Source organism: Uruburuella suis (assembly GCF_022870845.1).
Classification (GTDB): domain Bacteria; phylum Pseudomonadota; class Gammaproteobacteria; order Burkholderiales; family Neisseriaceae; genus Neisseria; species Neisseria suis.
This window is the reverse complement of record NZ_CP091507.1, coordinates 2,402,007-2,416,762: the sequence shown is the minus strand read 5'-3', so window position 1 is coordinate 2,416,762 and position 14,756 is coordinate 2,402,007. Positions and strand designations below refer to the sequence as shown.

General features: G+C 55.6%; 11 protein-coding genes. 2 read left to right on the top strand and 9 right to left on the bottom strand.

Going from position 1 to position 14,756, the window contains the following annotated elements; translation table 11 throughout:
- Positions 1-31: 31 nt before the first annotated feature.
- The gene (locus LVJ78_RS11010) at positions 32-760 is read right to left on the bottom strand and encodes a YebC/PmpR family DNA-binding transcriptional regulator (RefSeq protein WP_132954615.1); all 729 of its coding nucleotides are present in this window, start codon (positions 758-760) and stop codon (positions 32-34) included.
- Positions 761-1,040: 280 nt separating this feature from the next.
- Here LVJ78_RS11010 and LVJ78_RS11005 point away from each other — a divergent pair, with 280 nt between their 5' ends.
- Positions 1,041-2,456: an alanine/glycine:cation symporter family protein gene (locus LVJ78_RS11005; RefSeq protein WP_132954616.1), complete on the top strand. Its 1,416-nt coding sequence runs from the start codon at positions 1,041-1,043 to the stop codon at positions 2,454-2,456.
- Positions 2,457-2,630: 174 nt separating this feature from the next.
- Positions 2,631-3,125, top strand: a complete 495-nt coding sequence (locus LVJ78_RS11000) for a DUF4442 domain-containing protein (protein ID WP_207894334.1) — start codon at positions 2,631-2,633, stop codon at positions 3,123-3,125.
- A 262-nt stretch (positions 3,126-3,387) separates the two neighbouring features.
- On the opposite strand, the gene LVJ78_RS10995 is transcribed toward LVJ78_RS11000, so the two are convergent.
- From LVJ78_RS10995 to LVJ78_RS10960, 8 genes are all read right to left on the bottom strand, one after another.
- Positions 3,388-3,852: a low molecular weight protein-tyrosine-phosphatase gene (locus tag LVJ78_RS10995; protein WP_132954617.1), complete on the bottom strand. Its 465-nt coding sequence runs from the start codon at positions 3,850-3,852 to the stop codon at positions 3,388-3,390.
- Positions 3,852-4,949, bottom strand: a complete 1,098-nt coding sequence (locus LVJ78_RS10990) for a conjugal transfer protein (protein WP_132954618.1) — start codon at positions 4,947-4,949, stop codon at positions 3,852-3,854. The genes LVJ78_RS10995 and LVJ78_RS10990 overlap by 1 nt, the downstream gene beginning before the upstream one ends.
- 894 nt (positions 4,950-5,843) lie before the next feature.
- Positions 5,844-6,794, bottom strand: a complete 951-nt coding sequence (locus LVJ78_RS10985; protein WP_132954951.1) for an IS110 family transposase — start codon at positions 6,792-6,794, stop codon at positions 5,844-5,846.
- 408 nt (positions 6,795-7,202) lie between these two features.
- Positions 7,203-9,902 (bottom strand): phosphoenolpyruvate carboxylase, encoded by a 2,700-nt coding sequence (gene ppc / locus LVJ78_RS10980; RefSeq protein WP_132954010.1) that lies wholly within the window; start codon positions 9,900-9,902, stop codon positions 7,203-7,205.
- A 304-nt stretch (positions 9,903-10,206) separates the two neighbouring features.
- On the bottom strand, positions 10,207-10,965 hold the full coding sequence (locus tag LVJ78_RS10975) for an iron ABC transporter ATP-binding protein (protein ID WP_132954011.1): 759 nt from the start codon (positions 10,963-10,965) through the stop codon (positions 10,207-10,209).
- Positions 10,962-11,924, bottom strand: coding sequence for an iron chelate uptake ABC transporter family permease subunit (locus tag LVJ78_RS10970; protein WP_132954012.1), 963 nt, complete (start codon positions 11,922-11,924; stop codon positions 10,962-10,964). Before LVJ78_RS10970 ends, LVJ78_RS10975 begins: the two co-directional genes overlap by 4 nt.
- Complete coding sequence (locus LVJ78_RS10965) at positions 11,914-12,882, bottom strand: ABC transporter permease (protein WP_132954061.1); 969 nt, start codon at positions 12,880-12,882, stop codon at positions 11,914-11,916. Before LVJ78_RS10965 ends, LVJ78_RS10970 begins: the two co-directional genes overlap by 11 nt.
- Positions 12,883-13,641: 759 nt before the next feature.
- Positions 13,642-14,604 (bottom strand): siderophore ABC transporter substrate-binding protein, encoded by a 963-nt coding sequence (locus LVJ78_RS10960; RefSeq protein WP_132954013.1) that lies wholly within the window; start codon positions 14,602-14,604, stop codon positions 13,642-13,644.
- Between the last annotated feature and the right edge of the window lie 152 nt (positions 14,605-14,756).

Sequence of the window (14,756 nt, the reverse complement as noted above, 5' to 3'; positions counted from 1 at the left end):
AGACGGCCTTGTGTCGACAATCAAAAAAAGCTTAATCGAAATTCAACACCGCCGAGGTATACACCTCTTGCACATCGTCGAGATCTTCCAGAGCATCGATCAGCTTTTGCATTTTTTCCGCTTCTTCGCCGCTCAATTCGGTTTCGTTTTGCGCGCGCATGGTCACGTCGCCGTCTTCCGATTTGAAGCCGGCCGTTTCGAGCGCGGCTTTCACTTCGGCCCAGTTGCCCGGTGTGGTGATCACTTCAAACGAGCCGTCGTCGTGGGCGGCCACATCTTCGGCACCGGCTTCGAGCGCGGCTTCCATCAGCGTGTCTTCATCGAGGCCGGGGGCAAACAATAAATAGCCTTGGTGCACGAAATTAAACGCCACGCAGCCATCGGTGCCGAGGTTGCCGCCGTTTTTGGTGAAGGCATGGCGCACATCGGCCACGGTGCGGGTTTTGTTGTCGGTAAGGCAGTCAACCATCAGCGCAGCGCCGCCGATGCCGTAGCCCTCGTAGCGCAATTCGATGTAGTCGGCGCCCTCGAGGTTGCCGGTGCCTTTGTCGATGGCGCGCTGCACGTTGTCTTTGGGCATATTGGCATCCCAAGCTTTGTCCATCGCTAGGCGCAGGCGCGGGTTGGATGCGGGGTCGCCGCCGCCCATGCGGGCAGCCACGGTGATTTCTTTGATCAAACGGGTGAAGATTTTGCCGCGTTTGGCATCTTGTCGGGCTTTTTTGTGCTGGATATTCGCCCATTTGCTATGGCCGGCCATGTGTATTCCTTGCTGTATCCGCGTGGCGGAATGAGGGTTTGAAACGGGCGTATTTTAGCATAAAAAACGGTGCGGTATTTTGGTAGTAAAGTTTCATGATTAAGCCTTTTTGGCTGAGGCCGTCTGAAAGCCTGTTGGCCGGATTTGATGCAGCGCAAAACGATATTTTGATTTTTCCATGTAAAATCACGGCTGTTTGATGATTATTGGCGGCATTTTATTGGCGAACCAATGAAAATCAATTTGAAATATTGTTTCATAAAGCACGCGGGAGCGAGGGATGACAGAAGAACTACTCAATAGCTGGGTGAGCGCGGTAAACCATATTTTGTGGGATTATCTGCTGATTTACGGCTTGATCGGCATCGGGCTGTTTTTCACGCTTTATCTGGGCGTGCCGCAGATTACGCGCTTTGGCGAGGGCATGAAGCAGGTGTTTGGTGGCTTGTTTCAAAAACGCGGCCAAGGCGGTAAAGACCAAAAATCGCTGTCGTCGTTTCAGGCGCTGGCGGTGGCGATTTCGGCGCAAATCGGCACGGGCAACGTGGCCGGCGTGGCCACGGCCATCACCGCGGGCGGGCCGGGCGCGATTTTCTGGATGTGGCTCTCGGCGATTTTGGGCATGTCGACCATTTTTTCCGAAGCGGTGTTGGCGCAGAAATACCGCGTGGTGAGCCACGGCAAATATATCGGCGGCCCCGCTTTTTACATCACCCACGGCCTCACGCCCAAGCTCGGCTACCGGCCGGCGCGGCTCTTGGCAGGCGTGTTTTCGGTGGCGCTGATTTTGGCGCTGGGCTTTATCGGCAATGCCACTCAATCCAATTCCATCACTTCGGCGGTGACGGTGGCGTTTGACTTGCCGCCTTTAGCGGTGGGACTGGTGATTGCGGCGCTGGCGGCGGCGATTATTGTGGGCGGCATCGAGCGCATTGCCAAATTTGCCCAATTTGTGGTGCCGTTTATGGCGCTGGTTTACATGATTTGCGCGCTGGTGATTTTGGTGCAGTTTTCTGCGCATATCGTGCCGGTGATGCGTCAGATTGTGGTGGCGGCTTTCGACCCGGCGGCGCTGGGCGGCGGCCTGGCCGGCATTTCGGTGCGCGAAGCCATCCGCTTCGGCGTGGCGCGCGGGCTCTTTTCCAATGAAGCGGGCATGGGCTCCACCCCGCATGCGCACGCCACTGCGCAAGTGGCGCACCCGGTGCAGCAAGGCATAGTGGCTTTTATCGGCGTGTTTATCGACACGCTGTTGGTGTGCACCGCCACTGCGCTGATTATTTTGCTCACCGATGCCAATCTGCTCGGCCTCAAAGGCGCGGCGGTCACGCAAGAGGCGTTTCACATTGCTTTCGGCCATTGGGGGCAGAAGCTCTTGGCCGTGTGCCTGACTTTTTTTGCGTTTACCACCATTATCGGCTGGTATTATTTCGGCGAATCGAATATCCGCTATCTCTTCAAACACCGCGGCTTGGGCACTTACCGCACGCTGGTGTTGTGTGCCATTGTGCTTGGCGCTTTGGGTAAGGTGGATGTGGTGTGGAATATGTCGGATATGTTTAACGGCTTTATGGTGATGCCCAACCTGCTGGCGCTTTTCCTGCTGCGCAAAGAAGTGCGCGCGGCTTATCAAGATTATTTGGGGCGGAAAAAATCGGGGCAGCCGATGAGCTATCCGTATGAGCAGCATTTGTAGATTGGCTTGACATACAAGGCCGTCTGAAACTTTTTTCAGACGGCCTTGTTGTTTTATCATTTGGTATAAAGGCACTAAAAACATGCTGTTCTTCAGGGCGCAAATGCTTTTATGATGCCGTCTGAACGCACAACCCGCATTTGTGCCCCAACCATAAAATCAAAGAGAGAAACCATGCGTATTGAAAATAAAATGTACCGCAGCCTCGGCCGCTTGAATAAATTGCCCGCTTCTTGGCGCGAAGCCGTGCAAACCCGCCTGATGGGCCGCTTTGTGCCTTTTTTGGGCACGGCCGGCCTGCGCTTTGAACACATCAGCCGCGAGCAGGTGCGCGTGAGCGTGCGCAACCGGCGCGCGGTGCAAAACCACATCGGCGGCGTGCACGCCTGCGCCATGGCGTTGTTGGCCGAAACCGCCACCGGCTTTGCCACACAGATGAACACGCCCGACGATAAGCTGATTTTGCTCAAATCGATGAATGCCCAATATGTGAAACGCGCCGAGGGCAATATGTATGCCGTGGCGCACATCAGCGAAGAGATGGCGGCACGCCTGCAAAACGAAGAGCGCGGCAATATGATTGTGCCTTGCGAAGTGGGCGACGAGAGCGGCGAAGCGCCGGTGCTGGTGGAAATGGTGTGGGCGTGGGTGTTGAAAAAGCGCGATTAAAGTGCCTGCGGCGTGGTTGTAGACAAAGATGTTTTTGAATCTGAATGCATCAACGAAGGCCGTCTGAAACGTTTCAGACGGCCTTCGGTTTATGCTGCAAATGATTGCAGCGGCGTAGGTCGGATTCTCGAATCCGACACTTGTTCGCAGAACAAGCTTTTCCCTTGTGCCCGCTAAATTTCAGCCTATCGGCCAAAGCAAAAATTCAAGGCCGTCTGAAACATTCATCTTTCAGACGGCCTCTTTGCGGATAACGGCACACTTACAGCAAACCCAACTTCTTCAATAAAGCATCGCTGCCGGCGCGCACGAGCGTGTAGGTTTCATCGAAATCGCCGCTATACCAAGGGTCGGGCACTTCGTTGTAGCCCGAATCGGGCAGCAAGTCGGAGAGCTTGAAAATTTTGTGCGCTTGGCGGCCGAAAAGGCGTTCGAGCTCGGTGAGGTTGTCGTCGTCCATCACAATCAGAAAATTGTAAGCATCGATATCTTGGCGGCGGATTTTGCTGCTGCTAAAGCCTGTGGCGGCAATGCCGTGTTGCTGCAAGGTGCGGCGTGTGCCCTGATGCATGTTTTCGCCATCGTGCCAGCCCGAAGTGCCGCAGCTTTGCACATGAATGCGGTGCGCCACGCCGGCTTCGGCAGCGCGGTGGCGCAACACATATTCGGCCATGGGCGAGCGGCAGATGTTGCCCAGGCACACAAATAAAACAGCGTGGTTTTTCATCAGTGGTGCTCGGCAAATAAAGGGTTGTGGCCGGGCAGGTTGAGTGCCTGCGCATAAGTGGGCAATTCGGTGCGTTCGGGCAGCGCATCGTGCAGCAGGCGGATGTGTTCCACTTGGCATTCCACCATCAAATCCAGAAAATCTTGTTGCACGGTTTCGATGCGCTCCACCGGCGAGAGCGGCCAGGCAAACACTTGCTCGGCCACTTCAAAAGCGCCATCGGTGGCGTTGAAGCCAAACAGCAGCGTGCCGCCTTGCTGCGCAGCCATCACCACGCCCACGCGCGGGCTTTGCAGGCGGATGGCTCGGATGGCGTTGGTGGCAAACACGTCCAGTGCCATGCGTTGGCGCATATGGCTGCCCTCGGTGAGCGCGGCCAGCGGCGTGGCGGGCTGAAGCGGGTTGGCAAATAAGGTCAGGCCGCTTTGCGTGAGCGCCTGCTGCCACACCTGCATCAGCGGCAGTGCGGCCTCTTTCAAAGGCAGCAAAGCGGCTTGAAGCGCTTTGCTGCCATAGCCCAACGCAAACACCACCTGCACCGACTGGCCTTCGGGAAAGGCCAAATCGGCTTGCGGCAGCGTGGCGGCAAAAGCTGCGGCGGCTTCGCGGCTTTGCTTGGCGGCAAACCATTGGCCGGCGTTTACCGCCGCCAAATCTTGCGCGTGCACAAGCTTGGGCAGCCAATCGGCCTGTGCGAGCGGGCGCAAGGCCGGATAATCGGCCAAGCAGGCGGCCAGCTCGAGCGCGGGCGCATCGGCTGAGCGGCTTTGCGCCTGTTTGCAGCCGGCCACCAGCACCACCGGCAGCGCAAACCATTGCACTTCTTCATCGGTTTTGGCCTGCAAAGCGCCATCGAGGCTGTTGAATAAAGCCTGATAAGCAGCGGTGTCGGGCGCCATGCTCATGGCCACCGACAAACCCAGATAATGGTTTTGCTGCAACATGGTGTAGATGCCGGCCGCCAGCGATTCCTGCGCCAGCTTGCGTTGTGCGATGCTGCTGCTTTGCGCAATCTGGCCGGCATAAAGCAGCAATTCGTTTTTTACGGGATCGGTGGGATAGGGGCGGGTGTCGGGCAGGGTGTAGCAGTTGGTCATGATGGGCAGCCGGCGGGTTGAAGTGCTGCGATTATATAGCGAAAGCGGTGTGCGGTTCTATAGGGCTTTATGGCGGGTGGAAGGCGCGGATTTTTTCTGTGTAAAGGCGCTTGCAGGCAGATGAAAGTTTTGTTACGGTAGAGCCGTATTCACATAAAGAAGGAGCGTTGATGGATATATTGATTGCATTTTTGCCGTTCAGTATTGCATTGGCTGCCTGTGGCTTGTTGAAGCCTGTGATGTACAAACCATCAAACACATCTGCGCAAACGGCGTATCCGTCGATTTAAACCCGCAGGCAGTTACTTGGTGCAAATAGATGATGCCGGCAGCGGCCGCTTAAACAGCAGGTCTCGGCAACCGAACGCCACTCGCGGCGCACACCAAGTAAACATCTTTTTTGCAATAAACCGTTTTCCGATAAGCCGCACGGCACGGAAACTTGGCTGAAACACGGTGATGATGCGCCAAACACTGACAACAGTGATTTTCTGCAACAAGCGTTATCATGAAGTTAAAGTCAAACATTGTTCTCTCACCCAACGCCTTGTTTTGAAACAAGGCGTTTTTCATGCTTGCATTGAAAGGCCGTCTGAAACCTTTTTCAGACGGCCTTTGTTTGGTTTTCGTGCTGTTTGCTTACATTTTTCTTTAATCGTTAATCCTGCCAAGTGTGGGTGGTTGAGTTGCACGCTACGTCGGGCGTCGGGCTTTGATTCGCGCGTAGCAACTGTGTTTTCAACTCGTCAGTCAAAAACACCAAACACTGAAAATCAAGCGCAGGAGAGGCCGTCTGAATGGAGATAATTGCGTACGCTTCCATTCAGAATACTCAGCAATTTGCGCTGCAACTGCGTTTCCAACTCGTCAGTCAAAAACACTAAACACTTAAAATCAAGCGTGAGCGAGGCGCTCTGATTGGAGGTAATCGCGCACTCTCGCATTCAGAATTCGCAGCAATTTGTGCATACACGCATTAATGGCCACTTTAAACGGCTTGCCTTTTGCAATCAGGCGCTCATAAAACACTTTAATCGCAGGCTCAAAGCGGCTGGCAGAAAGTGCCGCCATATAAAGCATATCGCGCACTTCCTTCCTGCCCCCGATACAGCCGGTTTTCCCGTCAGAATCCCCGCTTTGATCCGGAGGCGGGACAACGCCGACAAGCAGGGCTATTTTTTTATGGGACAATTGCCCCAGCTCGGGCAGCATCGCTATCAGCATGGCACAAGTGGTATTGCCCACGCCTTTGATGCTGCTGATGATTTTGCCTTTTCCATCGAAGCCGCTATCGGTGTATTGGAAAATTTGCTCGTCCAATGCGTCAATCAGTGCATCGAAATGGGCGATTAAATCTTCTACGCTTTGTTTTTGCGTTTCGTGGATCTGCGTCAAACGGTTTTTCTCGGCAGTACGCATTTCGACCAGCTGGCTGCGGCGTTTGACCAAGGCTTCGAGTGTTTCTTCTTCGGCTGAACGGGGGCAATAAAGCATTTGGACAGTTTTGCCTTTGATTTCGATGGCTTGTGCGTAATCGGCCAGCATTTTGGCGTCTTTATTGTCGGTTTTCCCCAGTGAAAACGACAGAGAATAGGAATGTGTCCGGCGCGGGTTGGCAATCACTACGCGCAATCCGGCATGGTGCAGGGCTTTGGCCAAGGGCACTTCCAACCCGCCGGTGCTTTCCATGACGACCAAATCGACTTGGTGCTTCTTCAGATATTCAATGGCGTGCTCAAAGCCTTTGGGGTTGTTGGTTTCGGTTTTGGTTTTGGCCATGCCGGTAATGCCGATAACGAAATTCTTTTTGGCAATATCGATGCCGCCATAGTTTTGGGTACTCATCATGAACCTTCCTTGTATTCGGTTGTGTTGTCTGGCAACTGTTCGGTTGTGCTGATGGGTGGTTATCCGCTCTTTTGGCTACTTCGCGGATGTGGAAATCCCAGGGTGTGTACGGAGGCGGATAACCTGTTTGGATGCTATGGTACATTGGTTTTAATATACAAGGGTGTGTGCCGTGGGCACGCACGCGTTTGGCGGGTTGATGGTTTTGATTGAAAGGCCGTCTGAAACTTTTTTCAGACGGCCTTTGTTTGCTGTTTTAATGTTGACGGGCTTCTTTAAAACCGTGCTTCAATGCACCGTCAACAGCGCCACGGCGGCGGGGGATGCCGCTGATGTGGCCGGCCTTGGTGCTTGGCCGTGCCGCATGATTTCCGGCGGCAACCCAAGCTGCCAAAGCGGCAGGTTTCAGCCGGTGTTGCGCAGGCCTTGTGCCACGCCGTTGATGGTGAGGTGCACCATTTGTAGCAGGTGCGGGTTGTCGGCATCTTGGCGCAGGCGTTTGAGCAGCGCCACTTGCAGGCTGCCCAGCGCGTTGAGGTAGGGGATGCGCAGGGCGAGCGAGCGGGCGAGGCTGCGGTTGTCGCTGAGCAATTCGCTGCTTTGCAGAATATCCAGCAGCGCTTGGCGGCTGAGCAGGTATTCGGCCTTAATCATGGCGAAAATGGCGGCGGCTTGCTCGGGCGATTGGCTCAGGCCGGCGTATTCTTCGGCCAGGGTGATGTCGGTTTTGGCCATCACTTGCTCCATGTTTGACAACATGGCCTGAAAGAAGGGGTTGTGGCGGGCATGCTGCTGCAAATCGTTCAGACGGCCTTCTTGCCGGCAAAGCTCGGCCACGGCGCTGCCGAAGCCATACCAAGCCGGCAGCATCAGGCGGTTTTGCGTCCAAGAAAACACCCACGGGATGGCGCGCAAATCTTGAATACGTGCCAAGGTTTTGCGGCTGGCGGGGCGGCTGCCGAGGTTGAGGGTGGCGATTTCCTGAATCGGGCTGGTTTGCAGAAAATAATCGATAAAATCGGAGTGGGTAATCAGGCTGCGGTAGTGGGCAAAGGCGCTGTCGGACAAGGCCTGCATCAATTCTTGATCCGGGTCTTGGCGGTTGGGCAGAAGGCTGGCTTCGAGCGTGGCGGCCACGAGGGTTTCGAGGTTGCGGTGGGCGTTGCCGGGGTCGGCATATTTGGCGGTGATCACTTCGCCCTGCTCGGTGATGCGGATTTGGCCGGTTACGCTGCCGGCGGGCTGGGCGAGCACAGCTTGGTAAGCGGGGCCGCCGCCACGGCCGACGCTGCCGCCGCGGCCGTGAAACAGGCGGATGTTGATTTGGTGTTTTTCAAACAATTCCACCAATTCCTGCTCGGCCTGATAAAGACACCATGAGCTGGTGACGTAGCCGCCGTCTTTATTGCTGTCGGAATAGCCGAGCATGATTTCTTGGGTGTTGCCGCGGCTGGCGAGCAAGGCTTGATACCAGGGCAGGGCAAACAGGGTTGCCATCACCGGGCGGGCGTTTTCCAGTGCTTCGATGGTTTCAAACAGCGGCACAATATTGATGCGGCTGTGCGGGCGGCCGTGTTCGAGGGTGAGCAGGCCGCTTTCTTTCAGCAGCAAGGCCAGCGCCAGCACGTCGCTGGCGTTTTCGGCGTTGGAAATAATGCTTTGATTAATGGCTTTTTCGCCCAGCTCTTCTTTGATTTTGCGCGCTTCGCGGAAAATCGCCAATTCGTAGCGGCTCTCTTCGCTATAGTCGAGATAGGGGTTGTAGAGCGGGCGTTGGGTTTGCAGCTCGCGCAAAAGCACGTGTTGTTTGTCGGTTTCGGAGAGGGCAGCGTAATCTTCGAGGCCGGCATGGCGGAAAAGCTCGGCCACCACATCGGCGTGTTTGCCGCCGTGTTGGCGCAAATCGAGCGGCATCAGGAAAAAGCCGCACAACGAAGTCGTGCGGATAAGGTCGCCCAGGCGCGCATCGGCCAAAAGCTCGCTGCCGTTTTCGCGCAGGGATTGTTGCAGGATTTTCAAATCGGCGATGAATTCATCGGCATCGGCATAAGGCTTAAGCGTGCCGAAGCGGCAGCCCAAGGTGAGGCCGAAGTGGTGCGCTTTGCCGATCAGGCGGGCCATAATATAAGCAATGGCGCGGCGGTAGGGCTCTTCTTCGTGGGCGATTTCGGTGTCGGGCGATTGCGCGGAGAGTGCGAGCACGGCCGGGTTAACATTGACGCGGCGCACAGAGAGCGGCAAATCGTGAAACAATTCGCCCAGCTGGCGGCGGTAGTGGTGGAACACGGTGTCGGCATGGCGGGTGAAGGCGTGGCGCAAGGTGGCGGCCGACACAAAAGGGTTGCCGTCGCGATCGCCGCCTATCCAGCCGCCGATTTGCAGCAGCTCGGGCACCTTGATGCCGGGCCAGGCGGATTGGAGCTGGTTTTCCATGCTGCGGTAAAGTTTGGGCAGCGCTTTAAAAAAGCTGAGCGGGAAAATCGACACGCCGTTGTTGATTTCGCTGTCGACGGTGATTTTGAAATGGCGGGTTTCGCTGGTTTGCCACAAGGCCAGCAGCGTGGTGTCGATTTCGCGTTTCAATTCGGCCAAGGCTTCGGGGCTGTTGCAATATTCGCGTTGCGGCAACAGGGCGCGGATGCGGCGGTGGAAATTGAGCGTGGCTTGGCGCTGCACTTCGGTGGGGTGGGCAGTGAGCACGGCGGCAATGTGGGTGCGCGCAAGCTGCGATTGCATGGCGGCCGCATCGATATTGTGGGTTTGCAGCTTGTGCACGGTTTCGGCCAGGCTGCCTTCCACCGGGGCGCTGCCGGCGTTTTCGTGGGCGCGGCGGCGGCGCTCGTGGTGCACGTCTTCGGCGATGTTGAGAATTTGCGCAAACAGGCCGCAGGCGATAATCAGATTTTGGGTTTGCTGCTCATTTAAGGCGGGCAGGGCGGCCTTGATAATGCTGCTGCCTTCTTCGGCTTCGGCCAGCGCGGCCAAGGTGTTGGCCACGGCCGGTGTGGTTTCGCGCTGAAGCAGGTCAAACAATGCGGCTTTCAGAAAAGCGGCATCTTCGACCAGCGGGGCATCTTTGGGATTGTTGAGGATGTGAAGCTGCATGGTTTGCTCTTTTCTCTTGTCATAATCAAGGCGGATGAAAATCATTGTATAGCATGTGTGTGGCTGGGTCATCATTGATAACAATGTAGCAAAATGTAATTTGATTTAAATCTGAAAAATATTTGAATTTTCGGGATAAATAATGGGTTTGTCGGGATAAATGTTGGCTTTTTTTGCTTGATATTTTGATGGTGTGAGTGCTTTAGGCCGTCTGAAAAAGATAATTTGTAATAAAGTTTCAATTTTAAAAACAGGCCGTCTGAAAGCTTTCAGACGGCCTGTTTTGGGTTTGCCAACGGGTTTGTCAAACGTGGTGCACCACCAGCTTCTTGCCAGCATAATCAATCACCGCCGCATCCATATTGAATAAGGTTTTGATGTTGGCTTCGGTAAACACGTCATCCGGTGCGCCGGCAAACGCCACTTGGCCGTGCTGCATGGCGACGATGTGGTCGGCATAGGCGGCGGCCTGATTGATGTCGTGCAACACCACCACGGTGGTGCGCTTGTGCTCGTGGGTGAGCCGCTGCAAAAGCTGCATCAGGCTTTTAGCGTAAAACATGTCCAGATTGTTGAGCGGCTCGTCGAGCAGCACATAATCGGTTTGTTGGCAAAACACCATCGCAATCATGGCCCTTTGGCGTTGGCCGCCGGAGAGCTCGGTGAGGTAGCGTTCAGCCAAAGGCTCAAGCCCGAATTCATGCAGCGCGGCGGCCACGATTTCGCGGTCGAGGGCTTGCGGGTGGCCTTGGTGGTAGGGAAAGCGGCCGAACATCAATAAATCGCGCACCGAAATGCGGCTTTGCACGCTGCCCTCTTGCGTGAGAATGGCCAGCTTGCGCGCCATTTCGGCGGTGGGCGTGGCGGCCAGATCGCGGCCGTCGTAGCGGATATGGCCGTGTGTGAGCGGTTGCAGCCGCGCCATCAATGAGAGCAGCGTGGATTTGCCCGCGCCGTTGGGGCCGATGAGTGCGGTGATGCCGCCGGCGGGAATTTCCAAACGGATATTGTTCAAAATGGTTTGTTTGCCGATGTGGTGGCTCACGTTTTCAATATGAATCATGTTTGTTTTTTCCGCAAAATCAAATATAAAAACACCAAACCGCCGGCAAATTCCACCACCACGCTCAGCACCGCCTGCATGCCGAGCACATGCTCAAACAGGGTTTGGCCGCCCACCAGCAGCAGCGCGGCCACCAGAAACACCATCGGCAGGCGCACATTGTGGCGCAGCGTACCGGCAAAATGGTTGGACAGTGCGCAAACGAGCAGGCCGAAAAAGCTCACCGGATAGCCAAACGGCCCCACCAGCGCCGTGGCCGTGGCCACCAGCACGGCCACCCAGGCCAAGAGCCATAAAGTGTGGCGCTGATAAGCGATGCCGAGGTTGACGGCTTGGTCGCGGCCGAGCAGGTGCACATCCAGGCGATGGCGCTCACGCCACAGCAAGGGCACGCTAATCAACACCACCAGCAAAGCCGGCCACAAAAGCTGCCGGTTAAACGAATTGAACGAGGCATAAGAAAAAGCCTGCGCCACCGCAAAGGCTTCCGGATCCATCAGCCGTTGCAGCAGGCCGGTGATGCTGCGAAAGAAAATGCCGAAAATCACGCCGATTAAAATCATGCGCGCCAAATCGCGGCCGCCTTGGCGCAGCAACACTTGAAACAACAACATCGAGCCGCCCAACATCACCAGCATTTCGCCGCTGAATTTCCAAACCGGGTTGAGCTGCACATAGCCGATGCCGCCCAACACGAGCACCAACAGCGTTTGTAAAAACACATATAAAGTGTCAAAGCCGAGCAAAGAGGGCGTGAGTATCGGGTTGTGGGTGAGCGTTTGAAACAATAAAGTCGACACGCCGATGGCATAGGCCACCAGCAAAATCGCCAGCAATTTGGCCGCGCGCAAAGGCAGCACGAAATCCCACATGCCGCGCGCGTTTAGCGTCATAAACAAAGCCGATGCGGCAGCCAGCAGCAAGGCGGCCAGCAGCAGGTTGCGTTTTTCAGACGGCATGGCCGCTCCTTTTCATCAGCAACACCAAAAACAGCACCGTGCCCAACACCCCAAACACCGTGGCCACCGGAATTTCAAACGGATAGCGGATCAGCCGCCCGATAATGTCGCACGCGAGCACCAGCACCGCCCCCAGCAGCGCCACCGCAGGCAGGCTTTGACGCAGCTTGTCGCCCACCAAGCGGCTGACGATATTGGGCACCACCAGCCCGATAAACGGAATACCGCCCACCGTTACCACCACCAGCGAAGTAATCAGCGCCACAATCACAAGCCCGGCCCACAAAATGGTTTTGCGGTTGAGCCCCAAATTGATGCTCACCGTTTCGCCCAAGCCCAAAATGGTGAGCCTGTCGGCAATCAGATAAGCGGCCAGCGCCAATAAGCCCGCCAGCCACAACAACTCATAACGCCCGAGCAACACGCCCGAGAAATCACCCAAATGCCACACGCTGAGCAATTGCAGCGTTTCCGTTTCATAAGCCACAAACACCGCGGCCGATTCGATAATGCTGCCGAAAATAATCCCCACCAGCGGCACCATCAGCTGCGCCGTGGGCGGCAGGCGGCGGATGAGCAACATAAACACCAACATGCCCGCCAGCGCCGCCGCGGCCGCCACCGACATTTTCACCATCAGCGTGGCCGCGGGAAACAGCAAAGCCATCAGTAAAAGCCCCAGCGAAGCACTTTGGGTGGCGCCCACCATCGAAGGCTCGATAAAGCGGTTTTTCATCAAAATCTGCAAAATCATGCCCGCCACCGCCATCGACGCGCCGGTGAGCACAATGGCAAACGTGCGCGGCAGCCGGCTGGTGAGCAGCAGCTGCCATTCATCGGGCATGGCAAACAGATTGCGCCAGCTGAAATCGGCCACGCCCACCGATAAGCTGACAGCAAACAAGAGCAGTAGGGCGGCGGCGCTGCCCCAGTTGAGCAAACGGGATTCGGCTTGCATTTTGGTTTGCATAAGGAACGGTTTCTTCTTCTTTAATTTGGTTTGGTTTCAGACAGCATCGGTACGTAGGTATGATTAGCGCAGCGTAATCGTACGCATGCGAGAGGCTGTCTGAAAGATTACGGTCATTCAAATATTTCCAATCATTAAGCTACAACCGTTCGAGGCCGTCTGAAACATTTCGAGCTTCAGCAGTGCATAGGTACGATTAAGCTTCGCTAATCGTACCTATGCACTACGCACTCAAACAGTTATCGCTTGATTATTCAAGCGAGTATCAATGTTTGCGCAATAACAATCTTTCAGACGGCCTGTCACTTATACCAATCCCAAAAAATAACCTAACTTCGTTGTCTCGCCTTGCCGTACTAGTTGTACTGTCTGCGGCTCGACGCCTTGTTAGCTTACTTTTTTGAACTGGTATTACATCCCCTCCCTCTGCTCAAAGCGGACAAGATTGACACGCTGCGCCGGTCAATCTATAGATGCGGCAACTAATTATTGAATATTCACATCCTCTTGCCCGCAGCAGAAACCTGTTCCCTCTCCCATGGGAGAGGGCTAGGGAGAGGGCAACAAGCCAAAGGCTTGTTTGCCGGCATCTGAAAATGTTCAATATTTAATTGCCGAATCAATAAGTCGGAGAGGATTTGCGCCGACTTGTTGGGGTAAAGGTGAGGGTGGTAAGCCGTAAGGCTTGCTGCCTGCCCAGTTTCGCCCGCCCTAAACGTTCAAGGCCGTCTGAAACACAACTGTCGTTTACTTCGCCGCTTCAAACGCTTCGCGCACTTGCGCGGTGGCATTCAAAAGCTGTTGCGCGCCGCCGGCGGCCAGATAGTTTTCCGGCAATAAATACACCACTTGGCCTTTTTTCCAAGCGGTGGTAGCGGCCACCAGCGGGTTATCCAGCACATCTTTGGCCGCTTCGCCTTCTTGGCCGATGGCCGAGCCGCGGTCGAGCACAAACAGCCAGTCGGGGTTTTTCTGCTTGAGGTATTCAAACGAAATCGGTTGGCCGTGGCTGCCTTCTTTAATCTCGGCATCCACCGTGGGCACGCCCACATCGCGGTGTATCCAGCCGAAGCGCGAATCGGGGCCGAAGGCCGACATTTTGCCGCCGTTAACCAGAATCACCAGCCCGCTGCCCTTGCCTTGTGCGGCGGCTTTGGCCGCAGCAAAGGATTCATCGATTTCTTTTTTCAGCGCTTGGGCTTCGGCTTCTTTGTGGAAAATTTTGGCAAACGCATCGATGCGCGCCTCGGTGCTTTCGCGCATTTTGGTGGTGTCGGCAGTCATCTCGATGGTGGGCGCGAGCTTGCTCAATTGCTCAAACGCCGGTGCGGTGCGCGAGCCGGTGATGATCAATTGCGGCGCGAAGGCGTGGAGCGCTTCATAATCCGGCTCAAACAAAGTGCCCACCGGCTGCATGTTGCGGGCGGCGTCTTGCAGATAGCCCAGGCGGATATTGGTGGTGGTGGCACCCACATCCACACCCAGCTTGCCCAGCGTATCGAGCATGCCCCAGTCATACACGGCGATGCGTTCGGGGTTGGCCGGCACGGTGGCTTCGCCGCGGGCGGTGTCGATGGTTACGCTGCCTGCTTCCGAAGCGGCAGCCGCCACGGCAGAGGCGGCATGATTATCGGAAGCGGCAGGTTGGGGCGAGCAGGCGGCCAAGGCAGCGGTGCAGCATAGGGCAAGCGTGGTGAAACGTAAGGTCATGGCAAACTCCATCAGGTGAGGATTCAAAACGCGCTTGGCAAACGCAGCGTATTGGTTAACGGTTGAAATATCAGGCCGTCTGAACGTGCATACACGTTTTCAGACGGCCAAGGCATGGATAATAATTGCTTTTAATTTTCGCATAAGTTTTT